Here is a 16,281-nt window from a genome sequence, read left to right as displayed (position 1 = left end):
GTTTCGTACGTTACGTACTTAATCGATAACTCACTCTTTTCTTTATTAAATATGTTTTAGGAGTGTTTCCACAAACTTTTCTAAATAATGCTGATCTACTTCATCGAAACGATTTTTTTCAGGACTATCAATATCAAGTACACCAATGATAGTTCCTTCTTTCAGAATCGGTACAACGATTTCAGAATTAGAGGCACTATCGCAAGCGATATGTCCTGGGAATTGGTGAACATCTGCTACAAGTTGCGTTGTTTTTGTTTCAGCTGCAACGCCGCAAACACCGCGTCCGAAAGGAATACGCACGCAAGCTGGCATTCCTTGGAATGGTCCAAGAACAAGCTGATTTCCTTCTGTTACATAAAAGCCAACCCAATTAACGCGATCTAAAAATTGATTTAATAGTGCGGACGCATTTGATAAGTTTGCGACTACGTTCGGTTCGCCAGTTAATAATGCATCTAGTTGTTTAATTACTGTCTCATATTGCTTTTCACGAGATCCTGCATAACTTTCTTTTGTAAACATGGAAACAACTCCCTTTTTATCGAGATATGTAAAATGGTAGCAAAATACGATGTATTTCACATGACTTTGTCGATAGAAAATTAAAGGAATTTGTCTTAAAAGTCAAGAAATTTAAACTATAGCTGTTCATTGAGAGGAAGTGAGCGCATGAAGCAGACGAAACAAAAGGTAATTGATGCGGCAATATCGTTGTTTAATACGAAAGGGTATGACGGGACATCGGTGCGGGACATTGCAAAGCGAGCGGATGTGAATGTAGCGAATATTTCATATTATTTTGCTGGAAAGCAAGGGTTATTAGAACAGCTTATTACTGATTTTTTAGAAGGATATATTCATGTAATTGAAACGTCATTTGAACAGAGAGAATATTTATCGGCTAAAGATGTGATGGTGCAAATGGTGCGCGGGATTTTACGATATCAATTTGATAATAGAGAACTGACACGTTTTTTTTATAGAGAGCTTTCGCTTGATACGACATTAATTCGTGAAGTGATGACCGTTTATTTTTCTAGAGAAAGATATTATATAGAGCAAATCATTAAACAAGGACAAATGAAGCAAGAATTTAAAAAGGTATCTTTTACAATGTTTATGACGCAATTAAAAGGCATGATAAATATGCCGTTTTTATATCCACAATATATATCAGAGGTGCTACACTCATTTCCATCCGAGACGTTTTTCTTAGAAATGTATACGAAGGAAATTGAGCAATGGATGGAACGAACATTATATAAAGCGAGTATGTATTATGAACTGCCAAGAGCTGTTCATATGTGAAAAACCCCCACCTAACGAATTGAGGTGGGGATTTTTATATGTTGTTTTCTTTGCTATAAATTGTTGCATACTAGCGCAATAATTGTTAATGAGGCGCCGGCAATTTCTATGTTATCGACAGTATAACCTTGAAACATAGAACCGATAAGTGTAAGTACAGGAACTAAATTCATAAATAATATGCCGTTATATAGTTGAAACATCTTATGCAGAACCGATGCTTGCAATGGTAAAAGCTGGCCTTGGTATTACTTTAATTCCGGAAATGGTGGTAGAGCAAGCGGTAAGGCAAGGAAATGTCACTTGTGCGCAAAAATTATTTCGCATCTCATATGAAAGAGTGCCTGTTATTACAATCATTTGAGGATAGGTAGTTAAGTAAGCGGAATATTAAGAAAGATTACATTTACATTTAAAGAAACATGAAATTTTAAAAAAAACTAGGTCAAAAACACGTCATTACATGGTATGATTAGAACATTGTTAGTTGTTAAATATAGGGGAATTCCCTTTTTATACATAATGCCTTCCATTTCATAAACGGAACGGACAAAAAAAGAGATATAACTTAGGAGGCTTTTTTGCATGGATTCTATCCTGACGATCGTTATCATTGTAGTAAGCTCTATTCTAGTGCTGCTCATGATAGAGCTTGTGATAAGAAATCGTTCATATAAAGATATTGAAGCACTGGAGCAGTGGAAACAAGAGATAAAAGATAAACCTGTGGCAGATGAACTAAAGCGGGTAAAAGATTTAAATATGACAGGTCAAACAGAAGAACTGTTTGGTAAATGGCGTGAAGAGTGGGATGAAATTGTATCAACAACTCTTCCGAAAGCTGAAAAAGATTTAGGGCAAGCGCGAAAATTCGCCTCGCAATTCTCCTTCCGCAAAGCAAAGCATGCGATGAAAGAATCCATAAGTGGTTTAGATGACGCTGATAATCGTATTACGGACATTTTAAATGAATTACAGCAACTGTTAGAAAGCCATGAGAAAAACAGCTCGGAAATTGAAGGGTTACGTGATACATATCGTAGTATGAAAAAGAGCGTTCTTGCTCATCGACACATGTATGGAGCAGCTGAGCAAAAAATTGAAGAGATGTTAGATGTTGAATCCGAGAAGTTCAAAACTTTTGAAGAGGCAACTGATAATGGTGATTATTTAAAAGCGAGAGAAATTGTTATTAGTTTAGAAGAAGGTTTAGCAAGTTTAGAAATCGTTATTCATCAAATTCCAGATTTATTGGTAGAGTGTCAAGCGACATTACCAGTTCAGCTGGAAGATTTATTACAAGGCCATGATGATATGATAAGACAAGGCTATGTATTAGAGTATTTGGAAATTCCTAAAGAAGTCCGCGATATGACGACACAACTACAAACATGTTTAATGGATATACAGGAGCTTTATATAACGGAAGCAGCAGAAAAAGTAGAGGACTTAAAAACTCGTTTAGACAGTTTTTATGATCAACTTGAACAAGAAGTGCATGCGAAACACTATGTGGAGCAAAAAACACTGTCTGTTTATGAAGATTTAGAAGAAATTCGTACAGAAACAATTGAAACGAAAATAGAAACACAACTTGTGAAACAAAGTTATCAATTACAAGACAAAGACATTGAGTCACAAAAAGTAATTGAAAAGCAAATGCATATTTTAATGAAACGTTTTGAAGTGTTGCAAATCCGTGTTGCTGAACAAGATATTGCATTCTCTATTATTCGTGAGGAACTAGAAGAGGTTTATGAGCAATGTGAAACTTTAAAAGTACTTCATGCAGAATATAAAGAAATGCTGCAAACGATGCGCAAAGAGGAATTTGAAGCACGTGAGAAGTTACAAGAAATGCGAAATACAATTTTTGAGACGAAACGTTTTATGCAAAAGTCGAATTTACCAGGTCTTCCAGAGAGTATTATGGAAGATTTACAAAAAGGGCAAATGGCGATGCAAGCTGTGTATGAGCAATTAGAAGTAAAGCCGTTAAATATGAATACTGTAAATAGCAGTTTAGAAGAAGCATACACAGTTGTGAATGGTGTATCTGAAATGACGGAAGAATTAATTGGACAAGCGTATTTAGTTGAAAAACTAATTCAATACGGTAACCGGTACCGCAGTCATGATGAGAATCTTGCAGAAAGCTTAAATTATGCGGAGAAATTATTCCGTGAATATCAATACGATGCAGCTTTAGAACAAGCGGCTTCTATATTAGAGCAACTTGAACCTGGCGTTGTTCAAAAAATAGCTGAATATGTAGACAATGAGCAAACCCTTTAATAAAGGGTTTGTTTTTTTGTGTAATTTTGAAGTCGATGTTGCTATAATGAATAGCGGAATACAGTAAGGTCGTTCGTTTCAAAATAAAGTGAAACCGTAAGTGATGGGGTTTCATCCACCACTAATTATTAATCTTCACCACTCAGTATGCCTGCAAATGGCGGGGGGAAATGTACACTTTTATATAAAAACGGAACCTTTGAGTAGTCTTAGCGTAATTACACGTATTTGTGATATGATTATATGATGTGATAGCGTTGAAAGGGGAAGAACGATGATCTATTTTGATAATAGTGCGACGACGAAGCCATATCCAGAAGCTCTTCAATCGTACGTAACGGTTGCAGGGAAATATTTTGGTAATCCTTCTTCTATTCACTCGCTTGGAGGAGAGGCAGAGCGTCTATTAACACAATCGAGAACGATTGCGGCACAGCTCCTTCACGTTAAACCTTCTGAAATTATTTTCACATCAGGTGGAACGGAAGGGAATAACCTTGCGATTAAAGGGATAGCGATGAGGAATCGTTCGCGCGGTAAACATATCATTACAACAAATATTGAACACGCGTCTGTGTTTGAGGCATATAAACAATTAGAAGATCTCGGTTTTGATGTAACATATTTACCGGTTAACGAGCACGGTGTTGTATCGGTAGAAGATGTAAAACGAGTGCTTCGTGAAGATACGATTCTTGTGTCAATTATTCACGTGAACAACGAGACTGGAGCGATTCAGCCCGTTGCTGAAATTGGAACATTATTATCGAACCATCCGAAAATAAGATTCCACGTGGACCATGTACAAGGGATAGGAAAAGTACCACTTGATTTATACGCTTCTCATATTGACCTTTGTTCAATATCTGGACATAAATTTCATAGCGTAAAGGGGACAGGTCTTCTTTACATACGTGATGGTGTAAGATTAGATCCAATCTTATCAGGTGGTCAACAAGAGCTCAAGTATCGTTCAGGTACAGAAAATTTACCTGGTATTGTAGCGATGGTGAAAGCACTTCGTATGACGATGGAACAAGTGAAAGAAAAGGTAGTTCATTTGCAAAATTTACAAACAGAGCTGGTCCGTTTCTTTAAAGAGATGGAAACTGTAACGATTAATACATCACTTGAATATGCGGCACCGCACATTTTAAATGTATCATTTGTCGGTTTAAAACCAGAAGTAGTCGTTCATGCTTTAGAAGAACATGGTGTATATGTATCGACGAAGTCTGCTTGTTCTTCAAAAGCAAATGAAGTGAGCCGAGTACTAGTGTCAATGGGAGTACCGCACGCCGCAGCTACAAGTGCGATTCGCATTAGTCTAGCACCGGACAACACGATGGAAGAAGTAAAACAATTTGAAGGTATTGTTAAAGAGACAATGCCAAAATTATATGAAGTGATGAGGTAAAGAAATATGATGACATATGAATATATTTTAGTTCGTTATGGAGAAATGACGACAAAAGGAAAGAATCGTTCTAAGTTTGTAAGTACGTTAAGAGATAATGTGAAATTCAAATTAAAAAAATTCCCAAACATTAAAATTGATGCAACACATGATCGTATGTACATTCAGTTAAATGGCGAAGACCATGAAGAAATTTCTGAAAGATTGAAAGATGTATTTGGTATTCATAAGTTTAACTTAGCAATGAAAGTACCATCAGAATTAGAAGATATTAAAAAAGGTGCATTAGCAGCTTTCTTACAAGTAAAAGGTGATGTGAAAACATTTAAAATTACAGTGCACCGTTCTGATAAGCGCTTCCCAATGAAGACGATGGAGTTACTTCCAGAAATCGGTGGGCACATTTTAGAAAATACAGAGGATATCACAGTAGATGTTCATAATCCAGATGTGAATGTACGTATAGAAATTCGCAGTGGTTATAGCTATATTATGTGTGGTGAGCACATGGGAGCAGGCGGTTTACCAGTTGGCGTTGGCGGAAAAGTAATGGTACTTCTTTCTGGTGGTATCGATAGCCCGGTAGCAACTTACTTAACGATGAAACGCGGCGTATCTGTGGAAGCAGTTCATTTCCATAGTCCACCTTTCACAAGCGAGCGCGCGAAACAAAAAGTAATCGATTTAGCACAAGAGTTAACGAAATACTGTAAACGTGTAACACTTCACCTTGTTCCATTTACTGAAGTGCAAAAAACGATTAATAAAGAAATTCCATCTAGCTATTCTATGACAGTTATGCGTCGTATGATGATGCGTATTACAGAGCGTATTGCAGAGGAGCGTAATGCACTTGCAATTACGACTGGTGAAAGTCTTGGACAAGTAGCAAGCCAAACGTTAGATAGTATGCATACGATTAACGAAGTAACAAACTATCCTGTTATTCGTCCGCTTATTACGATGGATAAATTAGAAATTATTAAAATTGCAAAAGAAATTGGAACGTATGATATTTCAATTCGTCCATATGAAGACTGCTGTACAGTATTCACACCAGCAAGTCCATCGACGAAACCGAAGCGTGAGAAAGCAAATCGTTTTGAAGCGAAGTACGATTTCGCGCCGTTAATTGAAGAGGCTGTAGCGAACAAAGAAACAATGGTATTACAAACAGTAGAAGTAGTGGCTGAAGAAGAAAAATTCGAAGAACTTTTCTAAACCCATAAATTACCACATTCAAATGTGCATGAAGTCATGTTGTTTATCACACTCTATACTCACAAGGAGGTGATACAACATGGCAAGCACAAATAAATTAGCAGTATCTGGTGCTCAAGCAGCATTAGATCAAATGAAATACGAAATCGCTCAAGAGTTTGGTGTTCAACTTGGAGCTGATGCAACATCTCGCGCTAACGGATCTGTTGGTGGCGAAATTACTAAACGTCTAGTTTCACTAGCTGAGCAACAATTAGGCGGTTACCAAAAATAATCCCATATACGATGGCTTAGAAAGAGCGGGTTCTCCCGCTCTTTCTTTTTTTTGTCATTATTTATCCCGCTATTTGTGGGCAGTAATCCCACCTCGAAATTCGGCGAATACGAAGAAGTTAGGTGGGAGTCTTACGGCCCGTAAAGGCCCGATTGGTGCGGGCTAATAATCAGTGGGGGATGGACAAAACCCCCACTGATTAAAGTTTCACTTTATCGATAAATCGATATAATTTTATTCAACGGTTCGACATAAATATAAAAAATTTGTCAAAAGAAGAGGGTTCAAAATTCACAGAAAATTCTTTATTATATAAGAGAGGCATAGAAATAAAGGAGGATGTTTATGAAGAGAGAGGAATTGTTGGCGCCGCCATCTTATAACTTAGTTTCGGAAATAGAGAAATATACGAGTGATAAAGAGAAGCTTGCTTTAATTTGGCAAGATGATAAAGGGAATAGACGAGAGATTACATATTTTGAATTAATGCAAGGTGCGAATAGAATTGGAAACGCTTTTATAAAAAGTGGCTTACAAAAAGGGGACAAGCTCCTTATTATGATGCCGCGCTTAATTGAAGCTTACATGACGTATATTGCTGCGATTAAAGCAGGATTTGTCGTTATTCCAAGCTCAGAAATGTTGCGTAAAAAAGATATTGAGTATCGTATTGGGCACGGAGAAGTAAAGGCTATCGTAAGTTACGAACCGTATATTGGACAATTTGACGGCGTAGAAGCGGTGGAATCTCTTCAAAAATTCGTCTTGAGCGAGCGTTCAGTAGATGGTTGGACGAATTTAAAAACAGCATTAGAAACAGAAAGTGACATGTTAGAAATGGCGAAGACAGATAAAGAAGATATGGTCTTTTTATCTTATACGTCAGGGACGACAGGAAATCCAAAAGGAGTTGTTCATACGCATGCTTGGGCATACGCTCATTTACGTACAAGCGCTCCGAACTGGCTCGGAATCGAAGAAGATGATGTTGTATGGGCAACGGCTAGTCCAGGTTGGCAAAAGTGGATTTGGAGCCCGTTTGTAGCGACTCTCGGTTCAGGTGCAACAGGATTTGTATACCACGGTAAATTTGAACCGAAAACATATTTAAATTTATTAGGCGATAATAAGGTGAATGTGCTTTGTTGTACACCGACTGAGTATAGATTAATGGCAAAGGTAGAAAACTTAAATGAGTACAATTTAGAAGCGTTACATAGCGCTGTATCAGCTGGTGAGCCGTTAAACAGAGAAGTGATTGAAACGTTCCAAAGGCATTTCGATATTACGGTAAGAGACGGTTATGGGCAAACGGAAAACACATTACTTGTTGGGATAATGAAAGGGATGGATATTAGACCAGGATCAATGGGAAAACCAACGCCAGGAAACCATGTTGATATCGTAAATGAAGAAGGTATTCCGGTGCAGGTAGGAGAAGTTGGTGATATTGCAGTTCACATTGAAACACCAGCACTCTTTAAACAATATTATAAAGACGATGAGCGTACAGCGATGCAATTCCGCGGTGATTATTATATTACCGGTGATAAAGCGAAAAAAGATGAAGACGGCTATTTTTGGTTTGAAGGACGCGGAGATGATATCATTATTAGCTCTGGCTATACAATCGGGCCGTTTGAAGTAGAAGATGCACTTGTAAAACACCCATACGTAAGAGAATGTGCGGTTGTTGCAAGTCCAGATGAAATTCGCGGAAGTGTTGTGAAGGCATTTATCGTATTAAGAGAGAATATAGAAAAGAACGAAGAAACATTAATTCCAGTGCTCCAACAACACGTCAAAGAACTCACTGCACCATATAAATACCCTCGCAAAATTGAATTTGTAGATGAACTACCAAAAACGATTTCCGGAAAAATTCGCCGTATTGAACTTAGAAAACAAGAGATGGAGCTTCCTTCAAAATAATTTTGAAAATGAGGAAGTAAATAGTTGAATGAAATGTAAAACGTATGATATTATAAAAACGAACACAAGTTCGATTTTATAAATTTAAAAAAGAGGTGTCCGTATGATTTTAGGTATTAATCCTTACTTAGTTTTAGATGGTAGTGGGCAAGAAGCTGTACAATTTTATAAAGAGGCGTTAGACGCAAAAGTAGAAGTAATGCAAACTTTTGGTGACATGCCTGAAAATCCAGAATACCCGATTCCAGCTGAAGCAAAAGAGCGCGTTTTACATGCTCATTTAAAAGTTGGTAATACTGAACTTATGATTTCTGATACATTCCCAGGTCAAGGGCATGCGATCGGATCTCAAGTAACAATCGCAATTCGAATTAATAACGCAGAAAAAGCGAAAGAAGTATTTGATAAGTTACAAGAAGGTGGAGAAGTTATCATGCCACTTCAAGAAACTTTTTGGAGCCCAGCATACGGACAATTGAAAGATAAATTTAATATTGAATGGCAAGTTACAACGAAACCTACTGAACAAAAATAATTTTTAGAAAAGCACCATTTTTAATCGAAATGGTGCTTTTTTTATACACTTTAATCTCGTAGACTAAAGTAAAAAGGGGATGAGTATATGGGAGAAATTTGGCATGGCGGAAGCATTTATACGATGCGAGAAGAGAATGAAAAAGTGGACGCCGTTTACGTTGAAAATGGCATCATTGTTGATGTGGGGAATAAAGATGAATTAGAAAATCGATATTCGGAAGTGAGGTCGTGTGACTTACAAGGGAAAACGATGATTCCAGGGCTTGTTGATAGCCATATGCACCTTATTGGGCATGGGGAGAGGTTACTTCGTCTAGATCTATCAAATTGCAAATCTTATAGCGAAGTGCTTACCCTTGTTCAGAATCGAGTAGAAGAAGCACCAAAAGGCTCTTGGATTATCGGAGAAGGATGGAATGAAAATAATTTTACAGATACAAAACATGTTCATATACGTGATTTAGATGAGATTTCTAAAGAACATCCGATTTTATTAAAGCGCGTTTGTCGTCACGTGACATGGGTGAATTCATACATATTGCAAGAAGCGAACATAACAGAAGCGACGCAAGATCCAAAGGGCGGAAAAATTGGTCGTGACTCATCAAATAAATTAACAGGACTTTTATATGAGCAAGGACAAGAGTTAATTAAACATGTTCAGCCTGAAATAGATGGAGTGTATTTGCAAAGGGCTCTGCAAACAGCGATTTCAGACTGCTGGCAATACGGATTAGTTGGCGGGCACACGGAAGACTTAAATTATTATGGCGGCTTTGAAAAAACGTACAATGCGTTTTCACACGTTATAAAAGAAATGCCATTTAAAGCACATTTGCTCGTTCATCATGAAGTAGCGAATGAGCGAAAAGAATATGAAAATGAGCACTATATTGAATTTGGGGCGATGAAGATTTTTTCTGACGGTTCTTTTGGCGGAAGAACAGCTTTATTAAGTGAGCCGTATGAAGATGCGCAGGAAACGAATGGAGTTGCGATTTTCTCACGTGAAGAGCTTGCAGGGTTAGTGAAGAAAGCACGTGATTTACATATGCCAGTTGCGATTCATACAATCGGTGATTTATCACTAGAATATGTCATTGATGCGCTTGAATTATATCCACCAGCAGAAGGATTACGTGACCGCATTATTCATTGCCAGCTTGCCCGTGAAGAATTAATTGAAAGAATGAAGAGTTTGCAAGCAATTATTGATATTCAGCCCGTCTTTGTTTCATCGGATTTTCCGTCAGTTATTGAAAAACTAGGAAAGCATCGTCTTCGTTACGCGTACGCTTGGAAGACATTACTTGGCGCAGGATTGCACTGCAACGGTGGATCTGATGCTCCAATTGAACAAGTGAATCCGTTTTTAGGTATATATAGTGCTGTTACACGTAGAAGCTTTATTGACGGCGTATGCTATATGCCAGAAGAAAGATTAACGGTATATGAGGCGGTTTCTTTATTTACAACAGGAAGTGCGTATGCAATTGGAAAAGAAGCAAATCGAGGGCAAATTACAAAAGGATATGAAGCAGACTTTACGATATTAGACCGTAATGTTTTTGAAATTGAGGCGGAAGAAATAAAAGAAGTACAGGCAGAAATGACCGTCATTGATGGGGAGATTGTTTATAGAAAAGATGTGTGAAAATATATCAGCGATTTTCGGAATATATCGACCGCAACTCGAAATATATCAGCGATTATTGAAATATATCGACCGCAATTCAAAATATATCAGCGATTTTTAAAATATATCGATTTACCGACAAAAGCTGACAATAATGGCGACTGCATAGTAAGAGATGGCTGCCCACACCAATCGGGGGAAATAAATAACCGTCGAATTATGGAAATCCCATAATTCGACGGTTATTTTATTACTATAAAAACGTTCTCTGTACTTTTTCCCAGAAGGAATTGTTTTTTAATTTAACAGTTTTAATTTGTTTATCGCTTAAACGAACAACGGCTTTCTCCACTTGTTTAATGCTAAGTGCTTCGTTATCCATTCCGATAACAGGGTAATCATTGCCATCTGGTCTAAGTGTTAAAGTTAACGTACGCTCGTGATTTAAAAGAAACGGTGATCCGAGTGTACGGTATGTGTTGTTATTTAAAGATGCTAGTTCGCTTACTTGGAAACATGGGATAAGTGGATCGACAACGGCACCATGTAATGATTTATTGTAAGCGGTACTTCCTGTTGGTGTGGAGATAACTAATCCATCACCTCTAAATGTTTCAAAATGTAAATTGTCGACGTGTACATCTACGACAAATGTTTTAATGATGCTAGAGCGTAATGAAAATTCATTTAAACAATGGAAAGATGTACCGTGATCTACATCTACTTTAATTGTTGGATATTTTCGCACTTCAATTTCGTTTTTTGTAATTTCTTGAAGGGCTGTATCAATGTGATCGATGTGGAAATCGCAGTAGAAAGAAATTTCATCTTTCGTAGAAATACCTGCGTATAAGCAATCTTCTCTAAAGCCAGTTTTACGAACGGCTTGTAAGAAAGTTCCATCATTTCCAACACTGACGATAGCGTTTGCATTTTTTGGATGATCTAATATGGTAAATCCATTCTCCTCTAAAATACGATATACTGGTTTCATTTTTTCAACGAGTGTTACTTTGTCATCACCATAAAAGAAAAATAAATTGCGACGATTTGCCATTATGTATCCCTCCACTGCAGTTAAATTTTCTAGTTTTAGTGCTGCATATCATCAGATTTCATTCTGAATAATATGCTCAAATAGTATATTTCGATATGAAATGTCAAAATCCCTTTTTATTTTTAGAAAAATTTTTATATTCAATTTTATCAAAGGTTGTTTAATGATGAATAAACTTGTCGATAATGGGTATGGAGTGAAAGGATGGTACGAATGAAATGGCTCGTAATTGGAATGATAATTCTTCTACTTTTTATTTTGCTAATACTATTATCGAAAATATCGCTTAAGGTGACGTTTTTATATTCAGAAATGGAAAAACAGTGTTTATTTCAAGTGAAAATATGGATGATTCGATATACGTTTGATGTATTGGAAAGAATTGAAAAACAGCAGAAAAAAACGGGGCAGAAAATCGAAAAAGCTGAGAAAGATGGCGGAATAGATAATAAAATTATGGCACAACTTGATAGCATTGGAGAACTGATAAAAAAGCTTCAAGAAGTTCATACTATTGTTAAAGATTTTCTCAAACGAGTGAAAATCAATAGTTGGAAGTGGCATTCACAAATTGGAGCAGGCGATGCGGCTAGTACTGGAATTGTCACTGGGTATGCATGGGGGACAAAAGGAATGGCTGCTGGAGTTGTAGGACAATATATGCATATTGTCGACGTACCAGAATTTGAAATTACCCCTGTTTTTCAAGGGAAAGGATTTGCATCAAGGTGTGAGTTAACAGCATCTTTTCGTATATTTCGTGCTATAAAAACGGGTATCAAATTACTCACGTTTATGAGAAGACAAAGATCTGGTACGAACGAAAAATCAGTTCAATCATAGGGGGGATATAAAGTGGACCATCCAATTCAAGGTTTAATGACAACTGCAATGCAGCATTTAAAACAAATGACTGATGTAAATACAATTGTTGGTGACCCAATTAAAGCGGCAGATGGAAGTGTAATTCTTACCGTTTCGAAAGTCAGTTTTGGATTTGCTGCTGGTGGAAGTGAATTTGGTAAAGTAGAACATTCAGGCCGTCATCCATTTGGCGGGGGAAGTGGTGGAGGAGTTTCTATTAATCCTGTTGCCTTTCTTGTTATAAATGGAGAAGGTGTGAAAGTATTACACTTAGATAAGCAAACACACGTCATCGATAAAATAATTGAATTAGCGCCACAAGCTGTTGATAAAGTGAAAGAAATGATGGATAAACGAAAAGAAGATGATCCTGAATTTCAAATTTAACGAATAAAGAAGCTGATCAGTGGATTAGCTTCTTTAATTTTTTTGTAAATAAAGCGATTTTATTTGCATTATCGATAGGGACAAACTATCATTTACATTGTACATATTTTGTTTAAAATAAGGGAGGATTTTTAAGTGGCAAATGTAACTTTTAAAGGTAACCCAATGACTTTAGTTGGAACAGAAGTTAAAGTTGGCGATCAAGCGCCTAACTTCCAAGTATTAGCAAATGACTTATCTCCAGTAAGTTTAGAAACATACAAAGGTGAAGTGAAATTAATTAGTGTTGTACCTTCAATCGACACAGGTGTATGTGATGCACAAACTCGTCGTTTTAACGAAGATGCAGCAGGTATTGAAAACGCGAAAGTATTAACAATTAGCGCTGATTTACCATTCGCTCAAAAACGCTGGTGTGCAGCAAACGGTTTAGAAAATGTTGTAACACTTTCTGATCACCGTGACCTTTCATTCGGTGAAGCTTACGGCTTAGTAATGAAAGAACTTCGTTTACTTGCTCGTGCAGTATTCGTAGTAGATAGCAATGACAAAGTAGTTTACGCAGAATACGTAGGCGAAGGTACAAGCCATCCAAACTATGAAGCAGCATTAGAAGCAGCTAAATCTGCGAAGTAATAATGTGAAGGAAATGACCTCTTATAAAGAGGTCGTTTTTTCTCATATATTGCTGCTCAATGGTACCAATATATGAGAAAAAACGTTATATCATATATAACTTAAAAGGGAGCTCTTTACAGGAGGTCGCTTTTTCTTTTTGGAAAAAATCACTTTGTGGTATGATATAAGTTATGTGTAAAAGAGAGAAGGAGGAATGTACGTGAGTCAGGCAGTAGAAACATTATTTTCTATTTTTGATTCTTCTACGGTAGTTTTACGTAAAGAATTAGATGTAACATATTTAGAGGCGCTTGTAGAAACAGGTGATAACTTGTTTGAGGGAGCGATTTTACAAGAGGAATTATCCGAATCAACAATTGAAAGGTTGAATCGTGAATATAGTACGTTTAATGAAGAAACATATAAAGGGGAAGAAATTCGTAAAGCATTTCAGCTAGCCATTTTAAAAGGAATGAAAGAAGGCGTGCAAGCGAATCATGAAATGACGCCAGATGCAGTTGGAATGTTCGTGAGCTACTTATTCCATAAATTTATGCAAGGTCAAAAAGAAATTACAGTTTTAGACCCTGCAATTGGAACGGGTAACTTAATGACTACAGTGTTTAATAGCGCCAAAGAAGAACTAGCAATGAGTGGATTTGGTGTAGAAGTGGATGAAGTGCTAATTAAACTTGCTTTAGTAAATGCGAATTTACAAAAGCATGCAATCGAATTCTTCCATCAAGATGGACTAGCGCCACTTTATATTGATCCAGTTGATGCAGTTGTTTCAGATTTGCCAATTGGTTACTATCCAAATGAAATCGGTGCAAGTGAATATACATTAAAAGCAGATGAAGGAATGTCATATGCGCATCACTTATTTATTGAACAAAGTGTGAAACATACGAAAGAAGGCGGGTATTTATTCTTCTTAGTACCAAACTTCATTTTTGAAAGTGATCAAGCGCCAAAGCTACATGCATTCATTAAAGAAACATGCTTTATTCAGGGATTGTTACAGCTACCTGTTTCCATGTTTAAAAACGAGAAAAATGCAAAAAGTATATTTGTTCTCCAAAAGAAAGGCCAGGATGTAATAATGCCGAAACAGGCACTATTAGTGGAATTACCTAAATTCTCCAACATGAAGGCTATGGAGAACATGATGGAGCAACTAAATACGTGGTTTGCAACACATAAGTAATGCCAGATATATGTAACAGGGTTAGTAAATAATGTAGTACAGTTGTATAAAATATGGAATATTTTTTAATATATACAAGATTTAACTGAATCTTTTTGAAATCTGTAATATATTTTTTTTCTTGGTGTTACAATTTTTTCACTTGAAATATATGTCGGACGATGTTTAAATTAAAATCGTGAGTATAAAATTTACTAATGATGAAACGTTTTCATAATGAGTGAATTTAATTAGATAAAATCGAGCGGTTTGTGGAATGATCCACACAACTACCAAGAGAAAAAGGGGCGAAAGACTAGATGTCAAAAATCATCGCGATTAACGCAGGAAGCTCTTCCTTAAAGTTCCAATTATTTGAAATGCCAAGTGAAACAGTATTAACAAAAGGTTTAGTAGAACGTATCGGTTTAGAAGATAGTGTCTTCACAATTACTGTAAATGGCGAAAAACAAAAAGAAATTACAAACATCCCAGATCATGCAGTAGCAGTTAACATGCTTCTTAAGAAATTAACTGAAAACGGAATCGTAAAATCTCTTGATGAAATTGGCGGTATCGGTCACCGTGTTGTACACGGCGGCGAAAAATTTGCTGATTCTGTTTTAATTAATGATGAAGTATTAGCTGATATCGAAGACTTAAGCGATTTAGCACCACTTCACAACCCAGCAAACCTTGTTGGTATTAAATCATTCCAAGAAGTACTACCAAACGTACCAGCAGTAGCAGTATTCGATACAGCATTCCACCAAACAATGCCGGAATCTGCATTCCTATACAGCTTACCATATGAGTACTATGAGAAATTTGGCATCCGTAAATACGGTTTCCACGGAACTTCTCATAAATACGTAACTGAGCGTGCGGCTGAATTATTAGGTCGTCCAATTGAAGGCTTAAGCCTACTTTCTTGTCACTTAGGTAACGGTGCAAGTATCGCAGCAGTAGAAGGCGGTAAGTCTATCGATACTTCTATGGGCTTCACTCCACTTGCTGGTGTAACAATGGGTACACGTTCTGGTAACATTGACCCTGCGTTAATTCCATACATCATGGAAAAAACAGGCCAAACTGTAGAAGAAGTAGTTAGCGTATTAAACAAGAAGAGTGGTATGTTAGGTCTTACTGGTTACTCTAGTGACCTACGTGACATCATTGCGAAAGAAGAAGAAGGCGACCACCGTGCGAAAGTAGCACTTGACGTGTTCGTAAGCCGTATCCATAAATACATCGGTTCTTACACAGCTCGTATGAAAGGCGTTGACGCTATCATCTTTACAGCTGGTGTAGGTGAAAACAGTGCAGTTATTCGTGAGCGCGTATTAGAAGGCCTTGAGTACATGGGTGTATACTTCGACGTAAAACGCAATAACGTATTCGGTGAAGAAGCATTCATCAGCTTCCCACACTCTCCAGTAAAAATTATCGTAATTCCAACTGACGAAGAAGTTATGATTGCTCGTGACGTATTACGTCTTGGAGATATTGGTTAATATATGCATGAAAAAGACGAAATCCTAAAGGA

15 protein-coding genes and 2 pseudogenes are annotated in these 16,281 nt (G+C 37.0%); 14 read left to right on the top strand and 3 right to left on the bottom strand.

The window, feature by feature from the left end; genetic code table 11:
- Nucleotides 1-45: 45 nt before the first annotated feature.
- Nucleotides 46-525, bottom strand: a complete 480-nt coding sequence (msrC, locus tag AB3X48_RS04765) for a free L-methionine (R)-S-oxide reductase MsrC (RefSeq protein WP_002160224.1) — start codon at nucleotides 523-525, stop codon at nucleotides 46-48.
- Nucleotides 526-672: 147 nt separating this feature from the next.
- On the opposite strand from msrC, the gene refZ reads away from it, so the two are divergent.
- Entirely contained in the window at nucleotides 673-1,311 is a 639-nt protein-coding gene (gene refZ, locus AB3X48_RS04760) for a forespore capture DNA-binding protein RefZ (protein WP_219920528.1), read from the top strand.
- 53 nt (nucleotides 1,312-1,364) lie between these two features.
- On the opposite strand, the pseudogene AB3X48_RS04755 reads toward refZ, so the two are convergent.
- Nucleotides 1,365-1,499: pseudogene (locus AB3X48_RS04755) on the bottom strand (EamA family transporter); the annotation flags it as partial.
- Between the two features lie 8 nt (nucleotides 1,500-1,507).
- Between AB3X48_RS04755 and AB3X48_RS04750 the strand changes: the two are divergent.
- From AB3X48_RS04750 to AB3X48_RS04715, 8 genes and pseudogenes are all read left to right on the top strand, one after another.
- Nucleotides 1,508-1,685, top strand: a pseudogene (locus AB3X48_RS04750) (LysR family transcriptional regulator); the annotation flags it as partial.
- 211 nt (nucleotides 1,686-1,896) lie between these two features.
- The gene (gene ezrA, locus AB3X48_RS04745) at nucleotides 1,897-3,606 is read left to right on the top strand and encodes a septation ring formation regulator EzrA (RefSeq protein WP_002160226.1); all 1,710 of its coding nucleotides are present in this window, start codon (nucleotides 1,897-1,899) and stop codon (nucleotides 3,604-3,606) included.
- A gap of 274 nt (nucleotides 3,607-3,880) precedes the next feature.
- Complete coding sequence (locus tag AB3X48_RS04740; RefSeq protein WP_016106352.1) at nucleotides 3,881-5,023, top strand: cysteine desulfurase family protein; 1,143 nt, start codon at nucleotides 3,881-3,883, stop codon at nucleotides 5,021-5,023.
- 6 nt (nucleotides 5,024-5,029) lie between these two features.
- A complete protein-coding gene (thiI, locus tag AB3X48_RS04735) occupies nucleotides 5,030-6,244 on the top strand; it encodes a tRNA uracil 4-sulfurtransferase ThiI (protein ID WP_016106351.1) in 1,215 nt (404 codons plus the stop codon).
- A 79-nt stretch (nucleotides 6,245-6,323) separates the two neighbouring features.
- On the top strand, nucleotides 6,324-6,518 hold the full coding sequence (locus AB3X48_RS04730; RefSeq protein ID WP_000168891.1) for an alpha/beta-type small acid-soluble spore protein: 195 nt from the start codon (nucleotides 6,324-6,326) through the stop codon (nucleotides 6,516-6,518).
- A gap of 345 nt (nucleotides 6,519-6,863) precedes the next feature.
- Complete coding sequence (mbcS, locus tag AB3X48_RS04725) at nucleotides 6,864-8,450, top strand: acyl-CoA synthetase MbcS (RefSeq protein ID WP_002112269.1); 1,587 nt, start codon at nucleotides 6,864-6,866, stop codon at nucleotides 8,448-8,450.
- A 103-nt stretch (nucleotides 8,451-8,553) separates the two neighbouring features.
- Nucleotides 8,554-8,985, top strand: coding sequence for a VOC family protein (locus AB3X48_RS04720; RefSeq protein ID WP_016106350.1), 432 nt, complete (start codon nucleotides 8,554-8,556; stop codon nucleotides 8,983-8,985).
- Between the two features lie 87 nt (nucleotides 8,986-9,072).
- Complete coding sequence (locus AB3X48_RS04715; protein ID WP_016106349.1) at nucleotides 9,073-10,641, top strand: amidohydrolase; 1,569 nt, start codon at nucleotides 9,073-9,075, stop codon at nucleotides 10,639-10,641.
- Nucleotides 10,642-10,876: 235 nt separating this feature from the next.
- On the opposite strand, the gene AB3X48_RS04710 is transcribed toward AB3X48_RS04715, so the two are convergent.
- Nucleotides 10,877-11,680: an NAD kinase gene (locus AB3X48_RS04710; protein ID WP_016106348.1), complete on the bottom strand. Its 804-nt coding sequence runs from the start codon at nucleotides 11,678-11,680 to the stop codon at nucleotides 10,877-10,879.
- A gap of 204 nt (nucleotides 11,681-11,884) precedes the next feature.
- On the opposite strand from AB3X48_RS04710, the gene AB3X48_RS04705 reads away from it, so the two are divergent.
- The 5 genes from AB3X48_RS04705 (at nucleotide 11,885) to ackA (ending at nucleotide 16,249) form a co-directional block, all read left to right on the top strand.
- A complete protein-coding gene (locus AB3X48_RS04705; RefSeq protein ID WP_016106347.1) occupies nucleotides 11,885-12,523 on the top strand; it encodes a DUF2953 domain-containing protein in 639 nt (212 codons plus the stop codon).
- A 12-nt stretch (nucleotides 12,524-12,535) separates the two neighbouring features.
- The gene (gene ytfJ / locus AB3X48_RS04700; RefSeq protein ID WP_000350005.1) at nucleotides 12,536-12,931 is read left to right on the top strand and encodes a GerW family sporulation protein; all 396 of its coding nucleotides are present in this window, start codon (nucleotides 12,536-12,538) and stop codon (nucleotides 12,929-12,931) included.
- Nucleotides 12,932-13,066: 135 nt separating this feature from the next.
- Nucleotides 13,067-13,567, top strand: a complete 501-nt coding sequence (tpx, locus tag AB3X48_RS04695) for a thiol peroxidase (RefSeq protein WP_002015549.1) — start codon at nucleotides 13,067-13,069, stop codon at nucleotides 13,565-13,567.
- 202 nt (nucleotides 13,568-13,769) lie between these two features.
- Nucleotides 13,770-14,756 carry a class I SAM-dependent methyltransferase gene (locus tag AB3X48_RS04690; RefSeq protein WP_002112255.1) on the top strand — a complete coding sequence of 329 codons (987 nt, stop codon included), beginning with the start codon at nucleotides 13,770-13,772 and terminating at the stop codon, nucleotides 14,754-14,756.
- A 299-nt stretch (nucleotides 14,757-15,055) separates the two neighbouring features.
- The gene (gene ackA / locus AB3X48_RS04685) at nucleotides 15,056-16,249 is read left to right on the top strand and encodes an acetate kinase (protein ID WP_002160234.1); all 1,194 of its coding nucleotides are present in this window, start codon (nucleotides 15,056-15,058) and stop codon (nucleotides 16,247-16,249) included.
- The last annotated feature ends 32 nt before the right edge of the window (nucleotides 16,250-16,281 follow it).

This window comes from Bacillus sp. S4, assembly GCF_040838205.1.
In the GTDB taxonomy this organism is placed as follows: Bacteria; Bacillota; Bacilli; order Bacillales; family Bacillaceae_G; genus Bacillus_A; species Bacillus_A cereus_U.
Note: the sequence above shows the minus strand (reverse complement) of the source record. Positions and strands in the feature narration are given on the sequence as shown.

What these genes read in the sequence shown, in the direction of transcription:
- msrC (WP_002160224.1), bottom strand. Translation starts at nt 525, where the DNA reads ATGTTTACAAAAGAAAGTTATGCAGGATCTCGTGAAAAGCAATATGAG.
- refZ (WP_219920528.1), top strand. Translation starts at nt 673, where the DNA reads ATGAAGCAGACGAAACAAAAGGTAATTGATGCGGCAATATCGTTGTTT.
- ezrA (WP_002160226.1), top strand. Translation starts at nt 1,897, where the DNA reads ATGGATTCTATCCTGACGATCGTTATCATTGTAGTAAGCTCTATTCTA.
- AB3X48_RS04740 (WP_016106352.1), top strand. Translation starts at nt 3,881, where the DNA reads ATGATCTATTTTGATAATAGTGCGACGACGAAGCCATATCCAGAAGCT.
- thiI (WP_016106351.1), top strand. Translation starts at nt 5,030, where the DNA reads ATGATGACATATGAATATATTTTAGTTCGTTATGGAGAAATGACGACA.
- AB3X48_RS04730 (WP_000168891.1), top strand. Translation starts at nt 6,324, where the DNA reads ATGGCAAGCACAAATAAATTAGCAGTATCTGGTGCTCAAGCAGCATTA.
- mbcS (WP_002112269.1), top strand. Translation starts at nt 6,864, where the DNA reads ATGAAGAGAGAGGAATTGTTGGCGCCGCCATCTTATAACTTAGTTTCG.
- AB3X48_RS04720 (WP_016106350.1), top strand. Translation starts at nt 8,554, where the DNA reads ATGATTTTAGGTATTAATCCTTACTTAGTTTTAGATGGTAGTGGGCAA.
- AB3X48_RS04715 (WP_016106349.1), top strand. Translation starts at nt 9,073, where the DNA reads ATGGGAGAAATTTGGCATGGCGGAAGCATTTATACGATGCGAGAAGAG.
- AB3X48_RS04710 (WP_016106348.1), bottom strand. Translation starts at nt 11,680, where the DNA reads ATGGCAAATCGTCGCAATTTATTTTTCTTTTATGGTGATGACAAAGTA.
- AB3X48_RS04705 (WP_016106347.1), top strand. Translation starts at nt 11,885, where the DNA reads ATGGTACGAATGAAATGGCTCGTAATTGGAATGATAATTCTTCTACTT.
- ackA (WP_002160234.1), top strand. Translation starts at nt 15,056, where the DNA reads ATGTCAAAAATCATCGCGATTAACGCAGGAAGCTCTTCCTTAAAGTTC.